This window comes from Westiellopsis prolifica IICB1 (genome assembly GCF_004323185.1).
Lineage (GTDB): Bacteria > Cyanobacteriota > Cyanobacteriia > Cyanobacteriales > Nostocaceae > Pelatocladus > Pelatocladus prolificus_A.
In genome coordinates this window covers 1707530-1725844 of sequence record NZ_NAPS01000002.1, presented here as the reverse complement: position 1 = coordinate 1725844, position 18315 = coordinate 1707530, and the positions used below count along the sequence as shown (strand labels likewise).

The window sequence follows — 18315 nt, the reverse complement described above, 5'->3', positions numbered from 1 at the left end:
AAGAATTCATTGCTTATTTCTGAGAAAGAAGTTGCAAGATGTAACTCTTTCTTAACTTTATAGGATAATGAATTCATGTAAAAAATCCACATAAACACGAACCCCATCGGGCGAGTGTGTAGTAGTCCCGTCTGGGGGCAAACATCCAGATGAGATGTAGTGTACTTGGGTAAAACCAAGAGATCTACCCATTAAAACAGCTTTGAAAAGACAGGTAGGAATCTAAATGTCAGGAAGTACTGGAGAACGTCCGTTTTCGGATATTATTACCAGCATTCGCTATTGGGTAATTCATAGCATTACCATTCCAGCATTGTTCATAGCAGGTTGGTTATTTGTCAGCACAGGTTTAGCATACGATGTGTTTGGCACACCCCGCCCCAACGAATATTATCCACAAGCACGGCAAGAATTGCCGATTGTGAATAACCGTTATGAAGCAAAACAACAAGTAGAAGAATTTATTGGCAAGTAGTTTGAAATTATGAATTCCACCGATAATCAACCAATACAATACCCGATTTTTACCGTCAGATGGCTGGCAGTTCATACCCTAGCTGTGCCTACTGTCTTCTTTTTGGGCGCGATCGCCGCAATGCAGTTTATTCAACGCTAGGAGAAAATAATGGAAAGAAGCCCCAATCCTAATAACCAACCGGTTGAACTAAACCGGACTTCACTGTACCTGGGACTACTGCTAGTTTTTGTTCTAGGAATTCTGTTTTCCAGTTACTTCTTTAACTAACTGGAATCTTTCGCTACTTAATCAGTGAACAGGAATCTAAAGTTATATAACTGATAACTGATAACTGATAACTGATAATTGAAATTAATCTGTGTTGATTTTGCGTTTAGGGAGGAGAAAACAGTGTCTGGAAGTGGGAGAATTCCTTTGTGGATTGTTGCTACAATCGCAGGATTAGGTGTGATTACTGTTGTAGGTATTTTCTTCTATGGAGCCTACGCTGGACTAGGTTCCGCTGTCTAAAATTAGCACGAACCTAATACTAAAAGCCGTAATTTTCTAGCAATTTGTTTAGAAATCAGTATTAAAAAACCGCCCATCTCCTAGAGATAGGCGGTATTAATTTTTATTTAGTCATTTGTCCTTTGTCCTTTGTCCTGTGTCAAAAGTTAATTAATTCTAACCAGTTACTAATGACTAATGACTAATAACTAATGACTAATGACTCATTTAGGCAATATCTTCGCGCTCAATGTAGATCAGCAGAAACGAAAATACAACAATTGGCACAATCCAACCAATACTGTAAACGAGAATTGGAGACAAGAATGAAGCAGGGTACGAAGCCAAAAGTGAAGTTACCATAGTAAAGATTCCTCTTAAAGCACACTACAATTCAAAATGAGCTTACTGCAATTCTTCGCCTAAATTTGTAATTTCTAAAGATTTTTAACACAGAAAAGTTATTTGTAAATATATGTTAAAAGTCATTTGTCATTTGTCGTCTGTTCTTCTTCTATACTCCTGACACCCTCACTTTCTAAAGATCCAAGAAATCATTTGGTTGCAGAGTCTGTAAGTCTTCTGGAATCACGTTTCTGACGACAGTGGCTTTTTGGCTTTCGTTTTGGTTGGTTGTATCTATTGCGATCGCTTCTATACGAACTTCTAAACAACCGAGAGGAATATAGATTTGATCAATCACCTCTAATCCGGAAGCTGTGGGGAGGAAACTGGTGAGTAAACATGGCCCGTCGAGTATGCAGCGCGTTTGACAATCTTTAACCCATAGCTTAATAGCAACGTTAGAATGTACACAATCTAGCTGTACACGTACTTTCACAAACTTACCAGAAATTAGTTCGCCTTCTGGTACGTATAATTGTGGAGTTGGCAAAAGTTCAATGATTGTAGGAGCGCTCGCAACAGAATTTTCTTCTTCCTGCTGTAATAAATCAGCAACTTTTTCTTGCTCATCAGTGTCATCTACGACAATTTCTCTAGCTAACCAAGCTGGTGGTGTTTTGAATTGTCGGATACGAAATGGCGAAGGTGGGGGAGGAAGGGGGAGAGGAGAAGATTGAGGTATTGGGAATTGTTCTGTAATTTGCTGTTCTTCTGCTTTAGTTTTTACTTCTGGGGTTTCAGCTTCAATTGGGGACAAAGTTTGTTGTTCGGATATCTCTTCGTGAGTAGTGACACAAAGATCGTAATCTTCATACTCTACATCGATAGGTTCAGGCAAACTGTATCCATGACTGTGTATCCACTTCCTAATTAGAGGTGATATGTTGGAAGTTTCTACTGTTAACAATTCAGAATGGCGTTGGAGAACTAATGCTACGGAGTCATTCAAAGAATCATCAGGATTTGTTGCTAATTGATGTGTATCTTCTACAACCGCAGTGCTATGGCTATGATCAGAGTTTTCCCGCAAACGTGATTCTGATGTTTCAGGTACACCGCTTGTTATATTTTCGCGATCGCCTGGTAAATTTTTGATTCGCCTCAAGAATGGAAAAGTACTATCTCTGTTTGTTCTACGCTTGACAATGGCAAAAGAAATTTCTTTAGATAATGGCTGCATCTTTGTGGGAATTGCGGAAGCAAGAACAATCGCACTAGTATCATTTATTGCAACTTGCTTAACATTCCCAGAATCTTTTGCTTCCAAATATTCTTTTTGGGTTAAGGGTTCACAAACAGCAACATGAGTCTGCTTTTGAGGAAACTTAGGCAGTTGTGGTGAACGAAAATTAGCTGATTTATGAGAACGTGTAACTAATGGTGGCAGAATATTGGCAGTAGGTTCAGTAAATGAGGACTGGGCTATTTTTTGAGATTTAACAATATTAAAAAGTTTTAAATCCAGCTTGACAGATGGTTCTGGCGTTACTTCTGTTTGTGGTATTGCTGTTGGCTCCGGTTCAGTTGCTGTTGCTGGTGTACTATTTACGAGTAATTGCGTAATATCGGCTGTGATTGTAAAACATTGACTAGCTAACAGTGTAGTTTCACTCTTTGGGGCGAGTGTACCGTACAAGCTAATCTCACCCAAAATGAGTTTTGATTCAAAATCAGCAGGGATTTCGACTAAAGATTTGATCGAAAAGGGTAGTAGTTTTTCTGGTATTAGTTGGTGTGTTTGGGCTAATATTTCTAAACTTTGAGGCGATCGCAATTCAAGGCGTAGTTCTCCAGTCAACAACTTTTGTAGAGTCGATGTTTCTGTTGACTCCACGCACCCGTCAAGACTGAGAATTTGCCCCCAATGAGCGATATAGTTTTCTTGTTCTAAACTCAGCAGCAGTGGTAGTTCTGGGATCAGTGGAGGTGAATCTTCTATAACTTCATCTTCTACTAAAGGCTCAGAAGCGGGTAAAACTAACTCTACTAAGTGTTGTAATATTTGCTCTGCTGTCTGTTCTTGTAGCCAAACTGGGCTGACGGGCTGATTGATAATTGTATCTTCTTTTTCAATCGTACTGCTTTGGGCAATTGCGGAGATTTTTGTGTATTCATTTTCTCCACTTTCCACTCTTTCCATCACCCCATCTCTTTCCAGGGGCAAGACTTGTAATTGTATACTATGCTGCCAAGGCTTACCAAAAAGGTTTGACATTAAATCGCTAGAACATTGTAATTCCCAAAGTCCAGGTTGGAGATAAGTAAAAGGCATGACCGCCATTAAGCCTTCAGCATTTGTACGACGCGATCGCTTTTGAACACGGCGCTTTGGTGGAATTTCTAAACTTGAGTAGTGAGTCACCCGCACTTCCACATCAACATTGGCAAGCTTAGATCGAGCCACAACTCTATACTTACCTTCCGAGATTTCGACGTTTGGCGATTTTAGGGAATCCCAGGAGCGATCGCCCTGTTTCTGTATGAGAAATTGCCAGTGTTCCATTGTCACATATGCCGAGAACCCAGAGCCATGCATGTAATCATAGCTTTAGTTTGTCTGCCAGTTTACACGATTACAAGCAGAAAGCCCACGTGTTTTTTACACCGAATTATCCGCGCCTTGCCCCTAAATTCTTTACTTGGTCTGATAATATTTATTCAACTTACGTTAATTACAATACATATAAATTTATAGAGACCGCGTAATTACGGTCTCTACATCCTTTGTGTTTGTAAGTAATTAGGCAAAATTATTTATATATCTCGTTTGTCTCTTTGGTTTGGCAAATCAAGGATACAGAATAAAAAATGTCTAATTAATTTTGCATAAGTACTTATCAAGGTTTTCGTGAAAATTTTTATTTTAATAGAGGTGGGGGCAACCAAAAAATTAATTGTAAGCTTGTATTTTGCGGTAGGTATACCCCTAAACCTCTGTAAGGACTTTGTAAAATAAACCTAGACAGCACCACTGTTTTTGTGAAACAGAATAGTGATTGTTTTCAAAATCAGTTTCAAATCGTATAGCAAGCTCCAGTTTTTCTGATATTGCAAATCCAGACGAATTACATCCTCAAACTTACGTACGCTAGACCGCCCATTGACTTGCCATTCTCCAGTCATACCCGGTTTTACATCCAAACGTTGCCATTCTGGTACTTCATAACGTTCGACTTCGTCGGGTGTGGGTGGTCTGGTACCGACTAGACTCATTTCTCCTTTGAGAACATTCCAAAATTGTGGTAATTCATCTAAACTTGTACGCCGCAAAAAGCGTCCTACTTTGGTAATTCTGGGATCATTATCAATTTTGAAAAATGCTCCTTGTACTTGATTCTGTTTTGCTAATTCAGCCTTTCTAGCTTCAGCATCAACATACATGGAGCGAAATTTCCAAATGCGAAACCGTTTACCCATCCAACCACAACGAATTTGACTAAAGAAAATGGGGCCGGGATCATCAATTGCGATCGCAACAGCAATAGGAATAAACAAAACTCCTATAATGGCTAAACCTACCAATGCTCCAACAATATCGATTATCCGTTTCATCCAAGAACGAACAGAAGGATGTGTCGTCGGTAGCTGTTCTTCGAGTTGGTTCTTAGAGGTTACTGGGAGTGACTCACTAGACTCAATGGGAAAAACCTTTTCCAGTCCTGTCAAGTTGAGTACAGCCATGACTTGGGGAGTTACATTCCGCAGTATAAATTCTATCCCTTGATCTTGAGCAATTTTAAAATTATTTACCAAAGCACCTAAACCACTACTATCCATGAAAGTAGTTTGCTGAAAGTCAATGATGATTTTCTGCGGAATTGGTTGTGTTTGAGTAATCTTTTGGCAAGTTTGCTTAAAGGCTACTGCCTCTAGCACGCTCAATCGCTCTGATACCTGCACTATTGCCGTGTCATGTAAGAACATCACTGGAAAATCTACCTCTTGGGGTTGGCTAATCATGAAACCCTGCACCTTCATTGCCATGTCAGTCAATGTAATATGTCAAATATTACTTAGTTTTAGTAAATCACTTAAACCGATATACAATCAGCTCAAACAATAACTAATCGCTAGTAGTCCGCTACCCAGGTTATAAACGGATTGAAATGATAAAAGATCAAAGGTATAGTACCGTACCCCTTTATTTTTGCTCCACCCGTAAAAGTGTCTTTTCCGGAAGACTAGTTACTGGAGTTGAAATTGGAGACTGCCAATAAAGTTCACAATAGAACTAGAACTTCATAAACATTCTTGCTTTTATGCCGAAAGGGCGGATACGCCTTTTGATCATCAAATGACTACTAAAATTGGTATTACACCCACAGCACGCCTGGTAGAAGTCTTTTCCGCTATTCAAGGGGAAGGACTGAATGTCGGGACACGTCAGATTTTTATTCGTTTTGCTCTTTGTGATTTGCGCTGTCAATTCTGTGATAGCGCTCATACGTGGAATGCACCCACTACCTGTAGGATAGAGCGATCGCCAGGAAAACGCGATTTTGAAATTTACTCAAACCCTGTCTCTTTACCTATCTTACTCGAATGGATCGAGCGGCAAAATATACCTTGTTTACACGATAGCATTAGCTTGACTGGTGGTGAACCTCTGCTTCATGCTGGATTTTTAGTGGAGTTTTTACCACAGATACGTGCAATTACAGGTTTGCCTATATATTTGGAGACTGGAGGACATCGTCCAGAACAATTGGCAATGATTTTGCCTTATTTAGACTCTGTCGGTATGGATTTGAAATTACCCAGTACTAGTGGTGAAAATCGTTGGCAAGAACACAGCAAATTTCTCCAACTTTGTTATGAATCACAAATAGAAGTTTTTGTCAAAATTATCATTTCTGATCAAACAAACCCGGCTGAATTAGAGCGTTCAGCTTTACTCGTGGCACAGGTTAGTCCATCGATCCCAGTATTTTTACAACCTGTTACTCCTTTGCCTGCTTCTGAACAATTGACTGCAAATCCTGTGCTTGCTCCTTCTCCAGAACAGGTATTGGTGTGGCAGGCTTTGATCAAGCCCTTCGTTAAGCAGGTGCGGGTAATACCTCAAACACATAAGATGCTGAATCAGCTTTAGATTTAATAATTAATGGTTATTAGTTATTTACTACTGATCACTATCTACTAACTAGCAAGGTTCTTTTATAAAGATAAATGCAAGAATTAAGTAAAATCTGTGAATTTTTGATATAAAAATGTACTTAGTTGACAGTTAACCTAGTTTTTCTACAGTATCTAAATTCTTAAAACAGTGATGTTTTGATATTTAAAAATTGGTAAGACAAACAAAGAGAACACGGGAGAATTATTGAATAAGTCTCTTTCCGATGCCCAATGCCCAATGCCCAATGCCCAATAACTTTCTACATAGAATCAAGGCGTTTACGTAACTGGCTGCTAAAGAAATCTATGATCGTCACGACTATCAATAATACCAACATCATGGTTGTTGCTTTGTTATATTCAAAGCCATCTATATAACTTTTTAACTGAAAGCCAATACCACCCGCTCCAACGACACCCAACACAGAAGCAGCGCGAATATTGTACTCAAACATCCACAGTGTATATCCTAAGCCCAAAGGCAAGACTTGGGGTAAAATGCCGTATTGCGCTGTTTGTAATCTTGATGCTCCCGTAACTTGCAAAAATTCTATAGAGCGAGAGTCTACTGCTTCGATCGCTTGTTGATAAAACTTGGCAAGGTAGCCAATCGTATAGATGCTTAAAGCCAAAGTACCAGCAGGCGCACCCAGTCCGGTTGCTGCGACAAAAATCAAACCCAAAATAATCGAAGGAACCGAACGCACGATATTTTGTAAGAGATTAGCCAACCATTGTAACCAAACAGGGGCAACATTATGGGCGCTAGCAATAGCAATTGGTAGAGAAAGAATTGCTCCTAAGGTAGTCCCCCACAAAGACATTTGTATTGTTTCAACTAATGCTTGAATAGCAATATCTAAAACAGCCGGGTCTGGTGGAAATAATCTAGAAATAAAATCAGTTATGTAAGGCCAACTATTATTTAGAAGTTCAAAATCTACCTTCAGACCCCGCAAAGCCCAAGCGTAAATAGCTACTATCAAGCAGAATATCAGTAGGGGACTCAGCCAAGCAAAACGCTTCCAGAAAATTACAAAATACTTCATTCTACTTTTTAATCACAGAAAACTGAGCTTGCAAATTTTCACAATGACCATCATAAACAACACGTCCATTATCTAAAACGATCGCTCGTTGAGCATATTCTGCTGCTATACCCAAATCGTGCAAAACTGTGACAATGGTTATCCTTTGCTGAGAATGTAATTGAGATAAAGTATCCATCACCTGTTTACAAGCCATAACATCCAAACCTGTAATCGGTTCATCAGCTAAAAGAATTTGGGGAGATTGAATTAAAGCACGAGCGATCGCTACCCGTTGTTGCTGTCCACCACTCAGTAAACTCGTTTTTTGATCAGCTTGTCCTCTTAAACCCAATTGTTCTAATATCTCCAACGCTTGACGGCGATCGCGTTTCGGAAAACCAAACAGAGTTTGCCAAGTTGTGCGTGTACCTAGTTTCCCGCACAAAACATTATCAATTGCTGGGAGTTGGGGAATTAATCCCCCACCTTGAAATAACATCCCGATGTCTCGCCTAATTTGCGTTAAAGTACGAGGATTAATCGGCACACCATTAATATTGATACTTCCCTGCTCTAAGGGTACTAATCCAACAAGCGATCGCAGCAGCGTAGATTTACCCGCGCCATTAAGTCCTAGCAAAGCCACAAACTCACCATGATCAATTTGGCAACTAATCCCATTCAAAATGGGACGCTGTAGAGATAGTGAGTATGCTGTTTTTAGATTGTGACACTCAATAGCGGGATGCATAGGGAATTGTGGGGAGTGTGGGAAGTAATGTAGAGACGCGATTCATCGCGTCTAGGAGTGTGGGAAGTGTGGGGAGTAATGTAGAGACGCGATTCATCGCGTCTAGGAGTGTGGGAGGTGTGGGAAGTGTGGGAAGTGTGAGGAGAATTATTTGACAAGTCTCTTCCCAATGACGCCAGGTGCTACAACGGAGGGAACCTCCGCAACGCACTGGCTCCCCAATGCCCAACGCCCCATGCCCCATGCCCCATGCCCAATGTTTACGGCTGAATTCCTGCTAGTTGCAGGGCATTGCGTAAAGGTGCTAGATGTTGGTTATGGTCAACTTTGACCAATTCTGTAGAGTTATATAAGTTACGTAGCAATTGGTTGTTTTGTGGCTGATTCAATAGCAGCATAGCGTTGATAATTTTGTCGCGTGTAGGGGTGGGAACGTCATCATCAATAGCAACGCCATGAGCAGGAACGCCGGATATTTTGTGAAGAATTCGCACTTGATTCTTTTCTGCTTCCGTAATGTACGGAGGATTTAGTGCATATTCTGACACCGCAGCTACATCCGCTTGACCACGTAACACAGCTTGTATGGCTTTGCTGTAATTACCACCATAGGTAACTTGTCCAAAGAAATTATTCAAGCGATCGCGGTTTTCTACAAGTCCTTGTTTCACAAGTTCACCAGTGGGGAAAATAAATCCAGATCCAGAAGTGGGAGAAGTAAAAGCCATTCTTTTTCCGCGCAATTGTGACAAAGTGGCTTTAGCTGTAGACTGAGTTTGAAAAGGGCTATTTTTGGGAACAACAAACACTGAGTTATAAGTATATTTACCCGAATAAGTGGAACGAACCTCAGCCAGATACAAGCGAGCATTTGCCAATTGTTCAGCTTTCAACGCTGGACGGCTACTCAAGAAAGCGATATCAGCACGGTTGGCTCTTAAAGCTTCTACTGCTGCGGTGTCATCACCAATCTGTGCTTTGACTGGAACTCCTAACTCTTTAGACAAAAATGTCGCTACAGCATTGGCTTTATTTTGCAAATCTGTAGAGTCAGAACGACTAGGAAAGATTACTACTAATTCATTTGTCTTTCCTTGGGCGAGTAAGGTTTGTTCTTTTTGATTGGGAATGAGATTGGCGATCGCTGACTTTTCTCCAAAGGTACTAGCAATCAAACCCATAAGGGCTACAGATGCCACACTTACACCCAACACACCCTGCTTTGTGACTCTCATTTGTCTTTCTCCACTAGGAATTATTATCAGTATTTATGCGAATTTATTGCAATTGTTTTTTTAAAACTTTAGAATTTTGAGGAATCAAAGTCAAGATAAATTGGTAGATACCAGAAAAACAAATACAGGGCTGGCAGGTGGGTTGGTTGATTGATTGATCCACCAATACAGCAGTCAGAGAACATGAGATGATATTTACTTTGCAGTCAAAAAAGTGTATCCGCTTGGCAATCAACCCATGAGTCAAATCATCTGGATAGCAAGACACGCTAACCGCCTTGATTTTGTTAACCCTGATTGGTTTCTTACCGCCGAACGACGTTATGATCCCCCTTTGTCTGAAGATGGTTTTATACAAGCCAAACAACTAGCTAACCGTCTCAAGAAAGAAAAAATTGCCCATATTTTTGCTTCGCCTTTCTTGCGAACCGTACAAACGGCAAACGCTGTTGCAGAAGTTCTGGATTTACCAATTAAACTAGAAGCAGGTTTAAGTGAATGGCTCAATCCTGCTTGGATGACAGAGGAACCAGAAAGGCTTTCTATTCCTGCTCTGGCTGGACTATTTCCCAGAATAGATACTAGCTACACGCCCCGCATTGCTGCTAAGTATCCAGAAACTCATCCACAAGTACGGGCGCGTTCCGGACAAACTGCTAGATGTCTAGCCACAGAATATTCTCCAGACAATATTTTGCTAGTGGGACATGGTGCATCTGTACTAGGTGCAGCTATGGGACTTGTTGGTGAAATTGCTGTAACGGAAGTTAAAGCATCTTTATGTAGCTTAGTAAAAGTTGTACGTCAACATCCAGAATGGTTTCTTGAACTCAAGGGAGATACTTCCCACTTAACGCAGGTAGAGGAATTTGTTCGGTTTAATTGATGGATAATAACTAAATGTATTTTTGGTGGTGACTACTAACTACTAACTACTAACTACTAACTACTACCATATATATTTATGACTTTACTACTAGCAGGAGACATTGGCGGCACAAAAACCATTCTGCGAGTGATGGAAGAAACAGAAGCACCTGTTTTACGTACAGTGTATGAACAGCGTTATCGCAGTGGGGATTTTCCTGATTTAGTGCCAATAGTACAGCAATTTTTAACCGCAGCTAACACACCCATACCGGAAAAAGCTTGTTTTGCGATCGCTGGGCCTGTAGTTCACAATACTGCCAAGCTGACTAATTTGGCTTGGTTTCTGGACGCCGAACGTTTACAACAACAACTCGGTATCAATTATGTGTCTTTAATCAATGATTTTACTGCTGTTGCCTATGGCATTCTAGGTTTAGAACCCCAGGATTTTTATACACTTCAAGCTGGGAAACCAAACCCAGATGCACCCATTGGGATTATTGGTGCTGGTACTGGTTTAGGGCAAGGATTTTTAATCAAACAGGGAAAATTTTATCAAGCTTTTCCTTCTGAAGGTGGTCATGCTGATTTTGCCCCTCGTACTGAGTTAGAGTTTCAACTGCTGAAATATCTGTTGGATAAACACAGTATCCAGCGCGTTTCTGTGGAACGGGTAGTTTCTGGTTTAGGAATTGTTTCTATTTACCAATTTCTACGCGATCGCAAAATTAGCAACGAATCACCAGAAATTGCTGAAATAGTCAGAACTTGGGAACAAGAAGCAGGGAAACCAGAAAAAAGCGTTGATCCGGGTGCAGTCATTGGTAATGCTGCTTTACAAGCAAGCGATCGCCTCAGTGAACAAACAATACAGTTATTTATAGAAGCTTACGGCGCTGAAGCTGGTAATCTTGCCCTCAAACTCCTTCCTTATGGTGGTTTATATGTTGCTGGTGGTATAGCCCCAAAAATCTTGTCTTTAGTTCAAAAAGGTGAGTTTTTGTTCAACTTTACCCATAAAGGTAGAATGCGCTCCTTGTTAGAAGAAATACCAGTACATATTGTCATAAATCAACAAGTGGGCTTAATTGGTGCTGCTATTTACGCTTCTAGGTTATAGTATATACACTTAGGGTAACAATGCCCTTTTTACACATTTTCACGGGTGCTTCTAAAGATTTTGTTAAGTTATAACAAACCTATCAATCTACGTAATAGCAGCACGTGTAAAAGCAAAAACTATGACAAAAAGAGTGTTGTTGTCCCTAATTACTGTAACCTTACTATGTAGCGGATTTACTCGTGTCGAGGCGCGTCCCCCCCAGCGCCCCCTTTCCCCAACCAAACCAGCTCGAAATAAACCAATTAAATCAGAATGGAAGCTATTCACTGCCCCAGATGGTAGTTTCACTGTCTTAATGCCAGGAATGCCCAAAGCGATTACCCAAACTCAAAAGACCTATATGGGGGAAATAAACTTACAAGTCTTTGTTGGTCAACTAGCTAACCAAGAAGTGGCTTACGTAGTCGCATACAATGACTTTCCCCATAGCTATGGTCAAATGACAAATCCCCAATTAATACTTAACAACGCCCAAACTCTGGCTGTAAAAGCTACCCAAAGTAATTTAATTAGACAACGCAGTATTAATAGTTCAAACGGTCATCCCGGCAAAGAAATTGAGTATGTCAACTCTGGTGGTAAAATCACTAAAAACCGAATGTATGTTGCTGATGGACGTTTGTATCAAGTCATAGCGATCGCAACTCAAAAACAACAGAAGACTTTATCTCAAACTATTAATGGATACTTGAATTCTTTCCAGTTAGTTTTGAAAAAATGAAAATTAGAATTGACGCAAAGAAGATGCGGAAAGTTGGCATTGGGCATAATTAACAACTACCAACTAACCACTAACAAGATAACATTTTCAAGCGTCAAAGCTGTTGATTTGAAATTCACAAGCCCTAGAAACCTGTTGTGTTACGAATTGATCAAAGCTAACTAGTGGCAAACAAGAGGGATTTTTAATCAATTCTTTTGCTAATAAAAATCCTGCAACTGTCCATGTTTGATATTTTCTCGCTTGTTTGCCTTGCAGTCGCCCTCTTGTACCATCGTAATATTCTGGCCATTCATCATCTTTAAGACGTTCTTGGGCAATTTCAATTGCTTTATCTGCTAAGTATATTCTTTTAGTTTTAATCGCTGCTGCTGCCAACATCCACATTAAAACTGGCCAATTGCCACCATTGTGATAAGACCAAGGTATATTTTTAGGATCGCAGCCAGTAATAATTCTATATTCTTCATTTTCTAAAGCTGGAAAAGTGATTTTCATCGGCATATCTCCGACTAAGTCGTCCCAGCGTTTCTCAATTAAATTCATGATGGCTTGCGATTGTTCTTTGCTAGCAAGATCACAAATAATTGCAACTAAGTTTCCTAATGTGAAAAACCGGGTATCCATTTGTGATGGTCCGACATTTCCTGCTAGATAACCACCTTGTTTTGGTAACCACCGATCTAATTCAGCATAAGGAAGCGAATCTACATATATATTGAATTCATTCACAGCCTGTTTACCATACTCTTCACCTTTGTAGCGGTAAATAGCATTGAGACGATTTAAGTCTATCCAATAATGTTTACGAATATGAGCGCATAAAACAGGTAAACGGTTATCAATTGCTGTAACAATATCCTGATTACCTTGGCAAATGAGCAAGTCTCGCCCAGCACGCAATGCTGCATAAAACAGAGATTGTATTTCTAAAGGATGTCCAGAAATACCCAGACGACGGTCAATCATACAAGCACCATCTGGAACCAATAGGGTAGGATACATATCAAAACGTGTCGCTAAAGACAGTTCCATAATTAACCTGATTCCCTCTTGGAAATCACTTTGATATGCCAATGAATAATCCTTGGTAGCTACTACATAAGCACGTAACAGGATCATCCACCAAAAACATGAATCAACAGGTGTGACTCTGGCGATCGCATGTTCTCCAAAATCTGCTTCTAAATATTCTTCACCACTTTGAGATACAACTACTTTGAAACTAGCTGGAATCATTCCCCGTCCAGGTTTGTAGGCATCTAATTGATTCTCTTTTGGTTGTAACTTTAAAGTTACTTCTAGAAAATTACGAACAATTTCTGTTCTACCTTGAATAAGAAATAGTAGACCAGAAGAAACAAAATCTCGAATAAAACATTGGTCGTAATTGAGTGCATCTACTGTACTATCAATGGCGGCTACTGTCCCGACTGGACGACCTTGATAGTACATAATTGATTTTTCTAAAACTTCCCACGCTTCTCTTTCTACATTTTCAATTGTTGCCAAATCTTCTAATTGCATCGTCTCAATATCTCCATGTAAATTTGTAATTTTAATTACAAAGGTAATAAATACCATTTAATTTGTTATTTTCAGTATCTTCACCATGAAAAACAAATTTTTTATTCAACAAAAAAGATGAATACTCAGTAAAAAATATTTTCACTGTTCAATCAAGTAATCTTATGATTTTTTATGAATTTTTAGGATTTACATTCTAGCTGAAAAAATGCACTTAACTTTTGCCATTTTAATGATCAACAGCAAAATTTTTGTTTTGATAACTAAGTTATATCTATCCTTGAATAATTGAAAAATTTTCAGGAGTTAATTACTTTTTACCATACAAAAAGATATATGAATATGTATTTAAATTTTTGTAAATTTAAATACTTTCACAGTAAGCCCTAATTAGCTCATTCAAGAAGTGTCTTTAGCTATCAAAAAACTGTTTACTGACACAATAAAAATTATAACTATTTTTCATAATATGCAATGGTAATTTTAAAAATCGTTTTTCATATTTAACATATTTGGTATTTAATTTTACTTTTTAGCCGCTAATTTTCTTTACCAACAAAACAAATTAAACTTAATATAGTGCGTAAAAAAATACACATTTAACCAAAAAATAAGCTATTCTGAAAAAATTTATTCTAAAAAAATAACAAGTTTCATCTTAGAGCAAAGTATTGTCATACATGCATTTCAATTTTTTTAATGAGTGGTAATTTTTTATTATTTCTTCACTACTACATATACTAACTAGTGGTCTAATAAACCTCGACTAATCAGCAAGTTTACTGACCAATCATTCCTTGATGGTACAAGAAAGCGGATCCGTCCGTGGGGACGGCACTCAATGTGGCGACGCTATGAGAGCCACCCGTGCCTCGTCAATCCAAAATCCCAAATTAGGCGAATGGGGGAGGGGCTTGTACCATAAAGAAATAATTGGTCAAAAAGTGGTAGATGCAAAAAACTAACTAGCTACACAAATAACTATTCTTAGAAATTACTAGATGAAAAAAGTCTTTATATTAAAATAGCATATTGTTTTGTAGCTCTTGTTACTTTTATGATATTAATGTTCATAAATATATGAAGTATGGAAAAACTATTTACCAAAAATTTTGTTAAATCTTCCGGATTACAACTAAAGTTTGTGTATTTAGCAATATAGAAGGAGTTTGTATAGAAAAATTCCTACGTTCTCTGAATGAAAGTTAAAAAATAATAAAGTTAAATTCCGCGACCTAGCAATGTGCGCCCAGTGTGGTTATACAAACCAAGTCCGAGACACGGGCTATTTGGCAAATCAAAGATTTTAAACCCTTGTCTAGCAGGTTTTGTTTCGCCACGACTGAGTGTTTGTTGATGCAAGAATCAACAGGATACAATATTCGATTTTAGATTTTAGATTACTGTCCCTTGAAACCAACTGCTTACCTTCGATAGGCGCGTAGCGACAGGCGTGCAAGTAGCCATTTCGCGTTTACGCGTCTGTAGAAAATGGAATTGAATCCACAACCCATCCCCATAACCCTCAATTTTGGAGAATGAGGGCTGGGGGTTAGGGCTCAATACTTAAACCCATTCTAATGGGTTTAAGTATTGAGTCGAAAATTTATTTTCCGGCTAATTGCTTTGACTAAAAGTATTGAAATTTCTTTATCAGCGGTTTATATCAACAATTCAATAGTCCTAATAAGTTTATCAAATAGTAATAACGGAGAAATTGCCTATTTTAACAACAAAATCAAGTGAATTATTTTAAATTAATTTATTATAGTGATTCAGTACATTTAGATTACTTACTTATTTATGGAGAAAAATACTCCTTATTAACCATATGAATTTGATTAATTGTGCGGAAAAATAAAAAAGAAACTCCAAAGTAAAAATATATGCTCAAAACAGTAGAAACTGTTAAAACTCCTTCGGTAGAACGCTTGCTCAAACTTTGGGTAAGGCGTTATAAACTTGAATTTTCTCATGTCTTACTAGACAAGTATGTTCATACTAGTTTATTGGCAACAGCTTCACCAGAGGGACGAGGTTTGACATCTGCTAGATTGATGAAAAATCTATTAGATATTAATTGCCAGATGGGATGTATACAAGCGAAAACCTTTTATAGTTATATCCCCAACATTATAGATTTGAACGAAGCAAGGCTGATAACTCAATTTGCTTTTCGCATATATAAACAAACACTTGAATTTTACAAAAAAAACTCTCTTCAATCACATTTATCTACAACAGAAGTATCTGATAATCAGAATATTTACATATTTGGAGTATCAGAAATCACCGAATTAGCCTATTTACTTGAACCAGTATTACTTGTATTTCAAGAGCAGCACATCATGTCCAAAGATTGGCGTTCTCTTGGGTTTATGACTACGCAAATAAATTTTACAAATCAGTTAATTCTCAAAAAACTTACGTCAACAGAAAAAATATTACTGACTCCCTACTTAAAATTTATCGAAGAACAAGTTTCTATGCCTTGGCAACGAGTTTGTGCTAGCGCTATCAAGTATGAGATAGATTCACCGGAATTAAATCTTATAGAACATATGATGTTAGCTACACCAGAGATTGCTGAGTCGATTTATCGTCAACTGGTGGAGTTATTACCCAATCACTATAGCCGCAGGGGGGAATTGAGTAACCCAAGTATCAAACACTCTTGCCTTCGTGACTTAAATATGTTTCAAGCTTACTTGTGGTTGTGCTTTTTAGAAAAGAGTATGGAATCCATAGAAAAAGAACTCATACCGTTGTGTGTGATGGTTGTCAAGGGTGTAGGTATCAAATGGGAAATGACAGAAAAATGGTGTCAACTCTTGGTAGATGAAATTAGTAGCCACCTGAACACAGAACAGAAGATGTTATTGTGGCCTTATCTGCAAGAAATGCAACAGCTATTTTTGAGAGAGCGATCGCGCTTGGGTTATAAAGAAGAATTAGCTAGCGGTGTAGTTTAACAGTTATGGTGTTGCCTACATTGCCAGCATCTATAATTAATTCTTGCCCTATGTTAGTTCGTTAATTATGTCGGAAGAAGATATCCGTGCTACGCGGCTAGAGAAAGTAGAACAGTTTAGACAGTTAGGGATGAACCCCTACGCCTATCGTTGGGAATCTACCCATCACGCAGCGCAATTGCAGGAAAAATTTGCTGATTTAGCCAATGGAGAAGAAGTAGATATAGATGTCGCTGTGGCTGGACGCATTATGGTGCGTCGCGTCTTCGGTAAACTAGCTTTCTTTGATATAGAAGATGAAACTGGCAAAATTCAGCTTTATTTAGACAAAAACCGCATCCAAGCAGGTATGGCAGATGTTGATGCTAATGCCTTTAATCATCTCAAACAGCTTACAGATGTTGGTGACATCTTAGGGGCGAAAGGAACAATTAAACGGACTGAAAAGGGCGAATTATCAGTTTATGTTAAAGAATATACAATATTAACTAAATCTTTGTTGCCCTTGCCTGATAAGTGGCACGGTTTGACAGATGTAGCTAAACGTTATCGGCAACGCTACGTAGACTTAATCGTTAACCCAGAAGTTCGGCAAACTTTCCGCCGTCGCGCTCAAATTACTGCTGGTATTCGTAGATACTTAGAACAACGTGATTTCTTGGAAATTGAAACTCCTGTTTTACAAGCAGAAGCAGGAGGTGCTGATGCGCGGCCATTTATTACCCACCACAACACCTTAGATATGGAGTTGTATTTGCGGATTGCCACAGAACTCCATCTCAAGCGATTAATTGTCGGTGGTTTTGAAAAAGTATTTGAACTAGGACGAATTTTTCGTAATGAGGGAATTTCTACCCGTCATAATCCAGAATTTACTACGGTGGAAATTTACCAAGCCTACGCCGACTACAACGATATGATGGCGCTGACAGAAGGAATCATTACCAGCGTTGCCCAAGAAACACTTAGCACATTGCAAATTACTTACCAAGGACAAGCAGTTGATTTAACGCCACCTTGGCGTCGTGTTACCATGCATGACTTGGTACAAGAATATACAGGATTAGATTTCCGAGCTTTCCAAAGCTTGGAAGCAGCTAAAACTGCATCTAAAAATGCTGGATTAGAAAAAATAGAAGATTGTCCTTCTATTGGTAAACTGCTGAATGAAGCCTTTGAACAAAAAGTAGAAACTAACTTAGTTCAGCCTACTTTTGTGATTGACTATCCCGTCGAAATATCGCCCTTGGCAAAACCGCACCGTTCCCAGCCTGGTTTAGTAGAACGTTTTGAATTATTTATTGTCGGACGCGAAACAGCCAACAGTTTTTCAGAACTTACCGATCCCATTGATCAACGCCAACGCTTAGAAGAACAAGCAGCCCGCAAAGCCGCAGGTGATTTAGAAGCCCAAGGAGTAGATGAAGACTTCCTAACAGCCTTAGAATATGGAATGCCTCCCACTGGAGGTTTAGGTATTGGCATTGACAGGTTAGTAATGTTGCTGACTGACTGTGCTAGCATCCGAGATGCGATGGCCTTCCCCTTACTCAAACCAGAAAAATCTGATTCATCCTCAGAATAGAACTGTAAAT

General features: G+C 38.9%; 18 protein-coding genes. 10 read left to right on the top strand and 8 right to left on the bottom strand.

Features of this window, described 5'->3' with window-relative positions:
• The first annotated feature begins 226 nt into the window (after positions 1 to 226).
• The 4 genes from psbE to B4U84_RS21775 all read left to right on the top strand — a co-directional run bounded on the left by psbE (position 227) and on the right by B4U84_RS21775 (position 988).
• Positions 227 to 475 carry a cytochrome b559 subunit alpha gene (gene psbE / locus B4U84_RS21790; RefSeq protein ID WP_016861091.1) on the top strand — a complete coding sequence of 83 codons (249 nt, stop codon included), beginning with the start codon at positions 227 to 229 and terminating at the stop codon, positions 473 to 475.
• A 9-nt stretch (positions 476 to 484) separates the two neighbouring features.
• Positions 485 to 616, top strand: a complete 132-nt coding sequence (psbF, locus tag B4U84_RS21785; RefSeq protein ID WP_196797829.1) for a cytochrome b559 subunit beta — start codon at positions 485 to 487, stop codon at positions 614 to 616.
• 9 nt (positions 617 to 625) lie between these two features.
• Positions 626 to 745: a photosystem II reaction center protein PsbL gene (gene psbL / locus B4U84_RS21780; protein WP_015209609.1), complete on the top strand. Its 120-nt coding sequence runs from the start codon at positions 626 to 628 to the stop codon at positions 743 to 745.
• A 123-nt stretch (positions 746 to 868) separates the two neighbouring features.
• The gene (locus B4U84_RS21775; RefSeq protein WP_016871440.1) at positions 869 to 988 is read left to right on the top strand and encodes a photosystem II reaction center protein J; all 120 of its coding nucleotides are present in this window, start codon (positions 869 to 871) and stop codon (positions 986 to 988) included.
• A 207-nt stretch (positions 989 to 1195) separates the two neighbouring features.
• Here the strand turns inward: B4U84_RS21775 and B4U84_RS21770 are convergent, their stop codons facing one another.
• The 3 genes from B4U84_RS21770 to B4U84_RS21760 form a co-directional block, all read right to left on the bottom strand.
• Entirely contained in the window at positions 1196 to 1330 is a 135-nt protein-coding gene (locus B4U84_RS21770) for a photosystem I reaction center subunit VIII (protein ID WP_071524776.1), read from the bottom strand.
• Between the two features lie 175 nt (positions 1331 to 1505).
• Positions 1506 to 3875 (bottom strand): hypothetical protein, encoded by a 2370-nt coding sequence (locus tag B4U84_RS21765; protein ID WP_131120544.1) that lies wholly within the window; start codon positions 3873 to 3875, stop codon positions 1506 to 1508.
• A 455-nt stretch (positions 3876 to 4330) separates the two neighbouring features.
• Positions 4331 to 5356, bottom strand: a complete 1026-nt coding sequence (locus B4U84_RS21760) for an anti-sigma factor antagonist (RefSeq protein ID WP_207390975.1) — start codon at positions 5354 to 5356, stop codon at positions 4331 to 4333.
• 310 nt (positions 5357 to 5666) lie between these two features.
• Between B4U84_RS21760 and B4U84_RS21755 the strand changes: the two genes are divergently transcribed.
• Positions 5667 to 6464 (top strand): 7-carboxy-7-deazaguanine synthase QueE, encoded by a 798-nt coding sequence (locus B4U84_RS21755; protein WP_131120542.1) that lies wholly within the window; start codon positions 5667 to 5669, stop codon positions 6462 to 6464.
• A gap of 286 nt (positions 6465 to 6750) precedes the next feature.
• Here B4U84_RS21755 and phnE read toward each other — a convergent pair whose 3' ends face one another.
• Genes phnE through B4U84_RS21735 form a run of 4 tightly spaced genes read right to left on the bottom strand, consistent with a single transcriptional unit; the run spans position 6751 to position 9507 of the window.
• Positions 6751 to 7539 (bottom strand): phosphonate ABC transporter, permease protein PhnE, encoded by a 789-nt coding sequence (phnE, locus tag B4U84_RS21750; RefSeq protein WP_131120541.1) that lies wholly within the window; start codon positions 7537 to 7539, stop codon positions 6751 to 6753.
• Position 7540: 1 nt separating this feature from the next.
• Positions 7541 to 8272: a phosphonate ABC transporter ATP-binding protein gene (locus B4U84_RS21745; RefSeq protein WP_131120540.1), complete on the bottom strand. Its 732-nt coding sequence runs from the start codon at positions 8270 to 8272 to the stop codon at positions 7541 to 7543.
• Positions 8256 to 8516, bottom strand: coding sequence for a hypothetical protein (locus tag B4U84_RS21740; protein WP_131120539.1), 261 nt, complete (start codon positions 8514 to 8516; stop codon positions 8256 to 8258). Before B4U84_RS21740 ends, B4U84_RS21745 begins: the two co-directional genes overlap by 17 nt.
• A 16-nt stretch (positions 8517 to 8532) precedes the next feature.
• Positions 8533 to 9507, bottom strand: a complete 975-nt coding sequence (locus tag B4U84_RS21735; RefSeq protein ID WP_131120538.1) for a phosphate/phosphite/phosphonate ABC transporter substrate-binding protein — start codon at positions 9505 to 9507, stop codon at positions 8533 to 8535.
• 238 nt (positions 9508 to 9745) lie between these two features.
• Here B4U84_RS21735 and B4U84_RS21730 point away from each other — a divergent pair, with 238 nt between their 5' ends.
• From B4U84_RS21730 to B4U84_RS21720, 3 genes are all read left to right on the top strand, one after another.
• On the top strand, positions 9746 to 10393 hold the full coding sequence (locus tag B4U84_RS21730; protein ID WP_017311253.1) for a histidine phosphatase family protein: 648 nt from the start codon (positions 9746 to 9748) through the stop codon (positions 10391 to 10393).
• Positions 10394 to 10471: 78 nt separating this feature from the next.
• Entirely contained in the window at positions 10472 to 11497 is a 1026-nt protein-coding gene (locus tag B4U84_RS21725) for a glucokinase (protein ID WP_044452294.1), read from the top strand.
• 121 nt (positions 11498 to 11618) lie between these two features.
• Positions 11619 to 12221: a hypothetical protein gene (locus tag B4U84_RS21720; protein ID WP_017311251.1), complete on the top strand. Its 603-nt coding sequence runs from the start codon at positions 11619 to 11621 to the stop codon at positions 12219 to 12221.
• Between the two features lie 87 nt (positions 12222 to 12308).
• Here B4U84_RS21720 and B4U84_RS21715 read toward each other — a convergent pair whose 3' ends face one another.
• Positions 12309 to 13748 (bottom strand): glycoside hydrolase 100 family protein, encoded by a 1440-nt coding sequence (locus B4U84_RS21715; protein ID WP_131121028.1) that lies wholly within the window; start codon positions 13746 to 13748, stop codon positions 12309 to 12311.
• A 1886-nt stretch (positions 13749 to 15634) separates the two neighbouring features.
• Between B4U84_RS21715 and B4U84_RS21710 the strand changes: the two genes are divergently transcribed.
• A complete protein-coding gene (locus B4U84_RS21710) occupies positions 15635 to 16720 on the top strand; it encodes a hypothetical protein (RefSeq protein WP_131120537.1) in 1086 nt (361 codons plus the stop codon).
• A gap of 67 nt (positions 16721 to 16787) precedes the next feature.
• Positions 16788 to 18305 (top strand): lysine--tRNA ligase, encoded by a 1518-nt coding sequence (gene lysS, locus B4U84_RS21705; RefSeq protein WP_131120536.1) that lies wholly within the window; start codon positions 16788 to 16790, stop codon positions 18303 to 18305.
• The last annotated feature ends 10 nt before the right edge of the window (positions 18306 to 18315 follow it).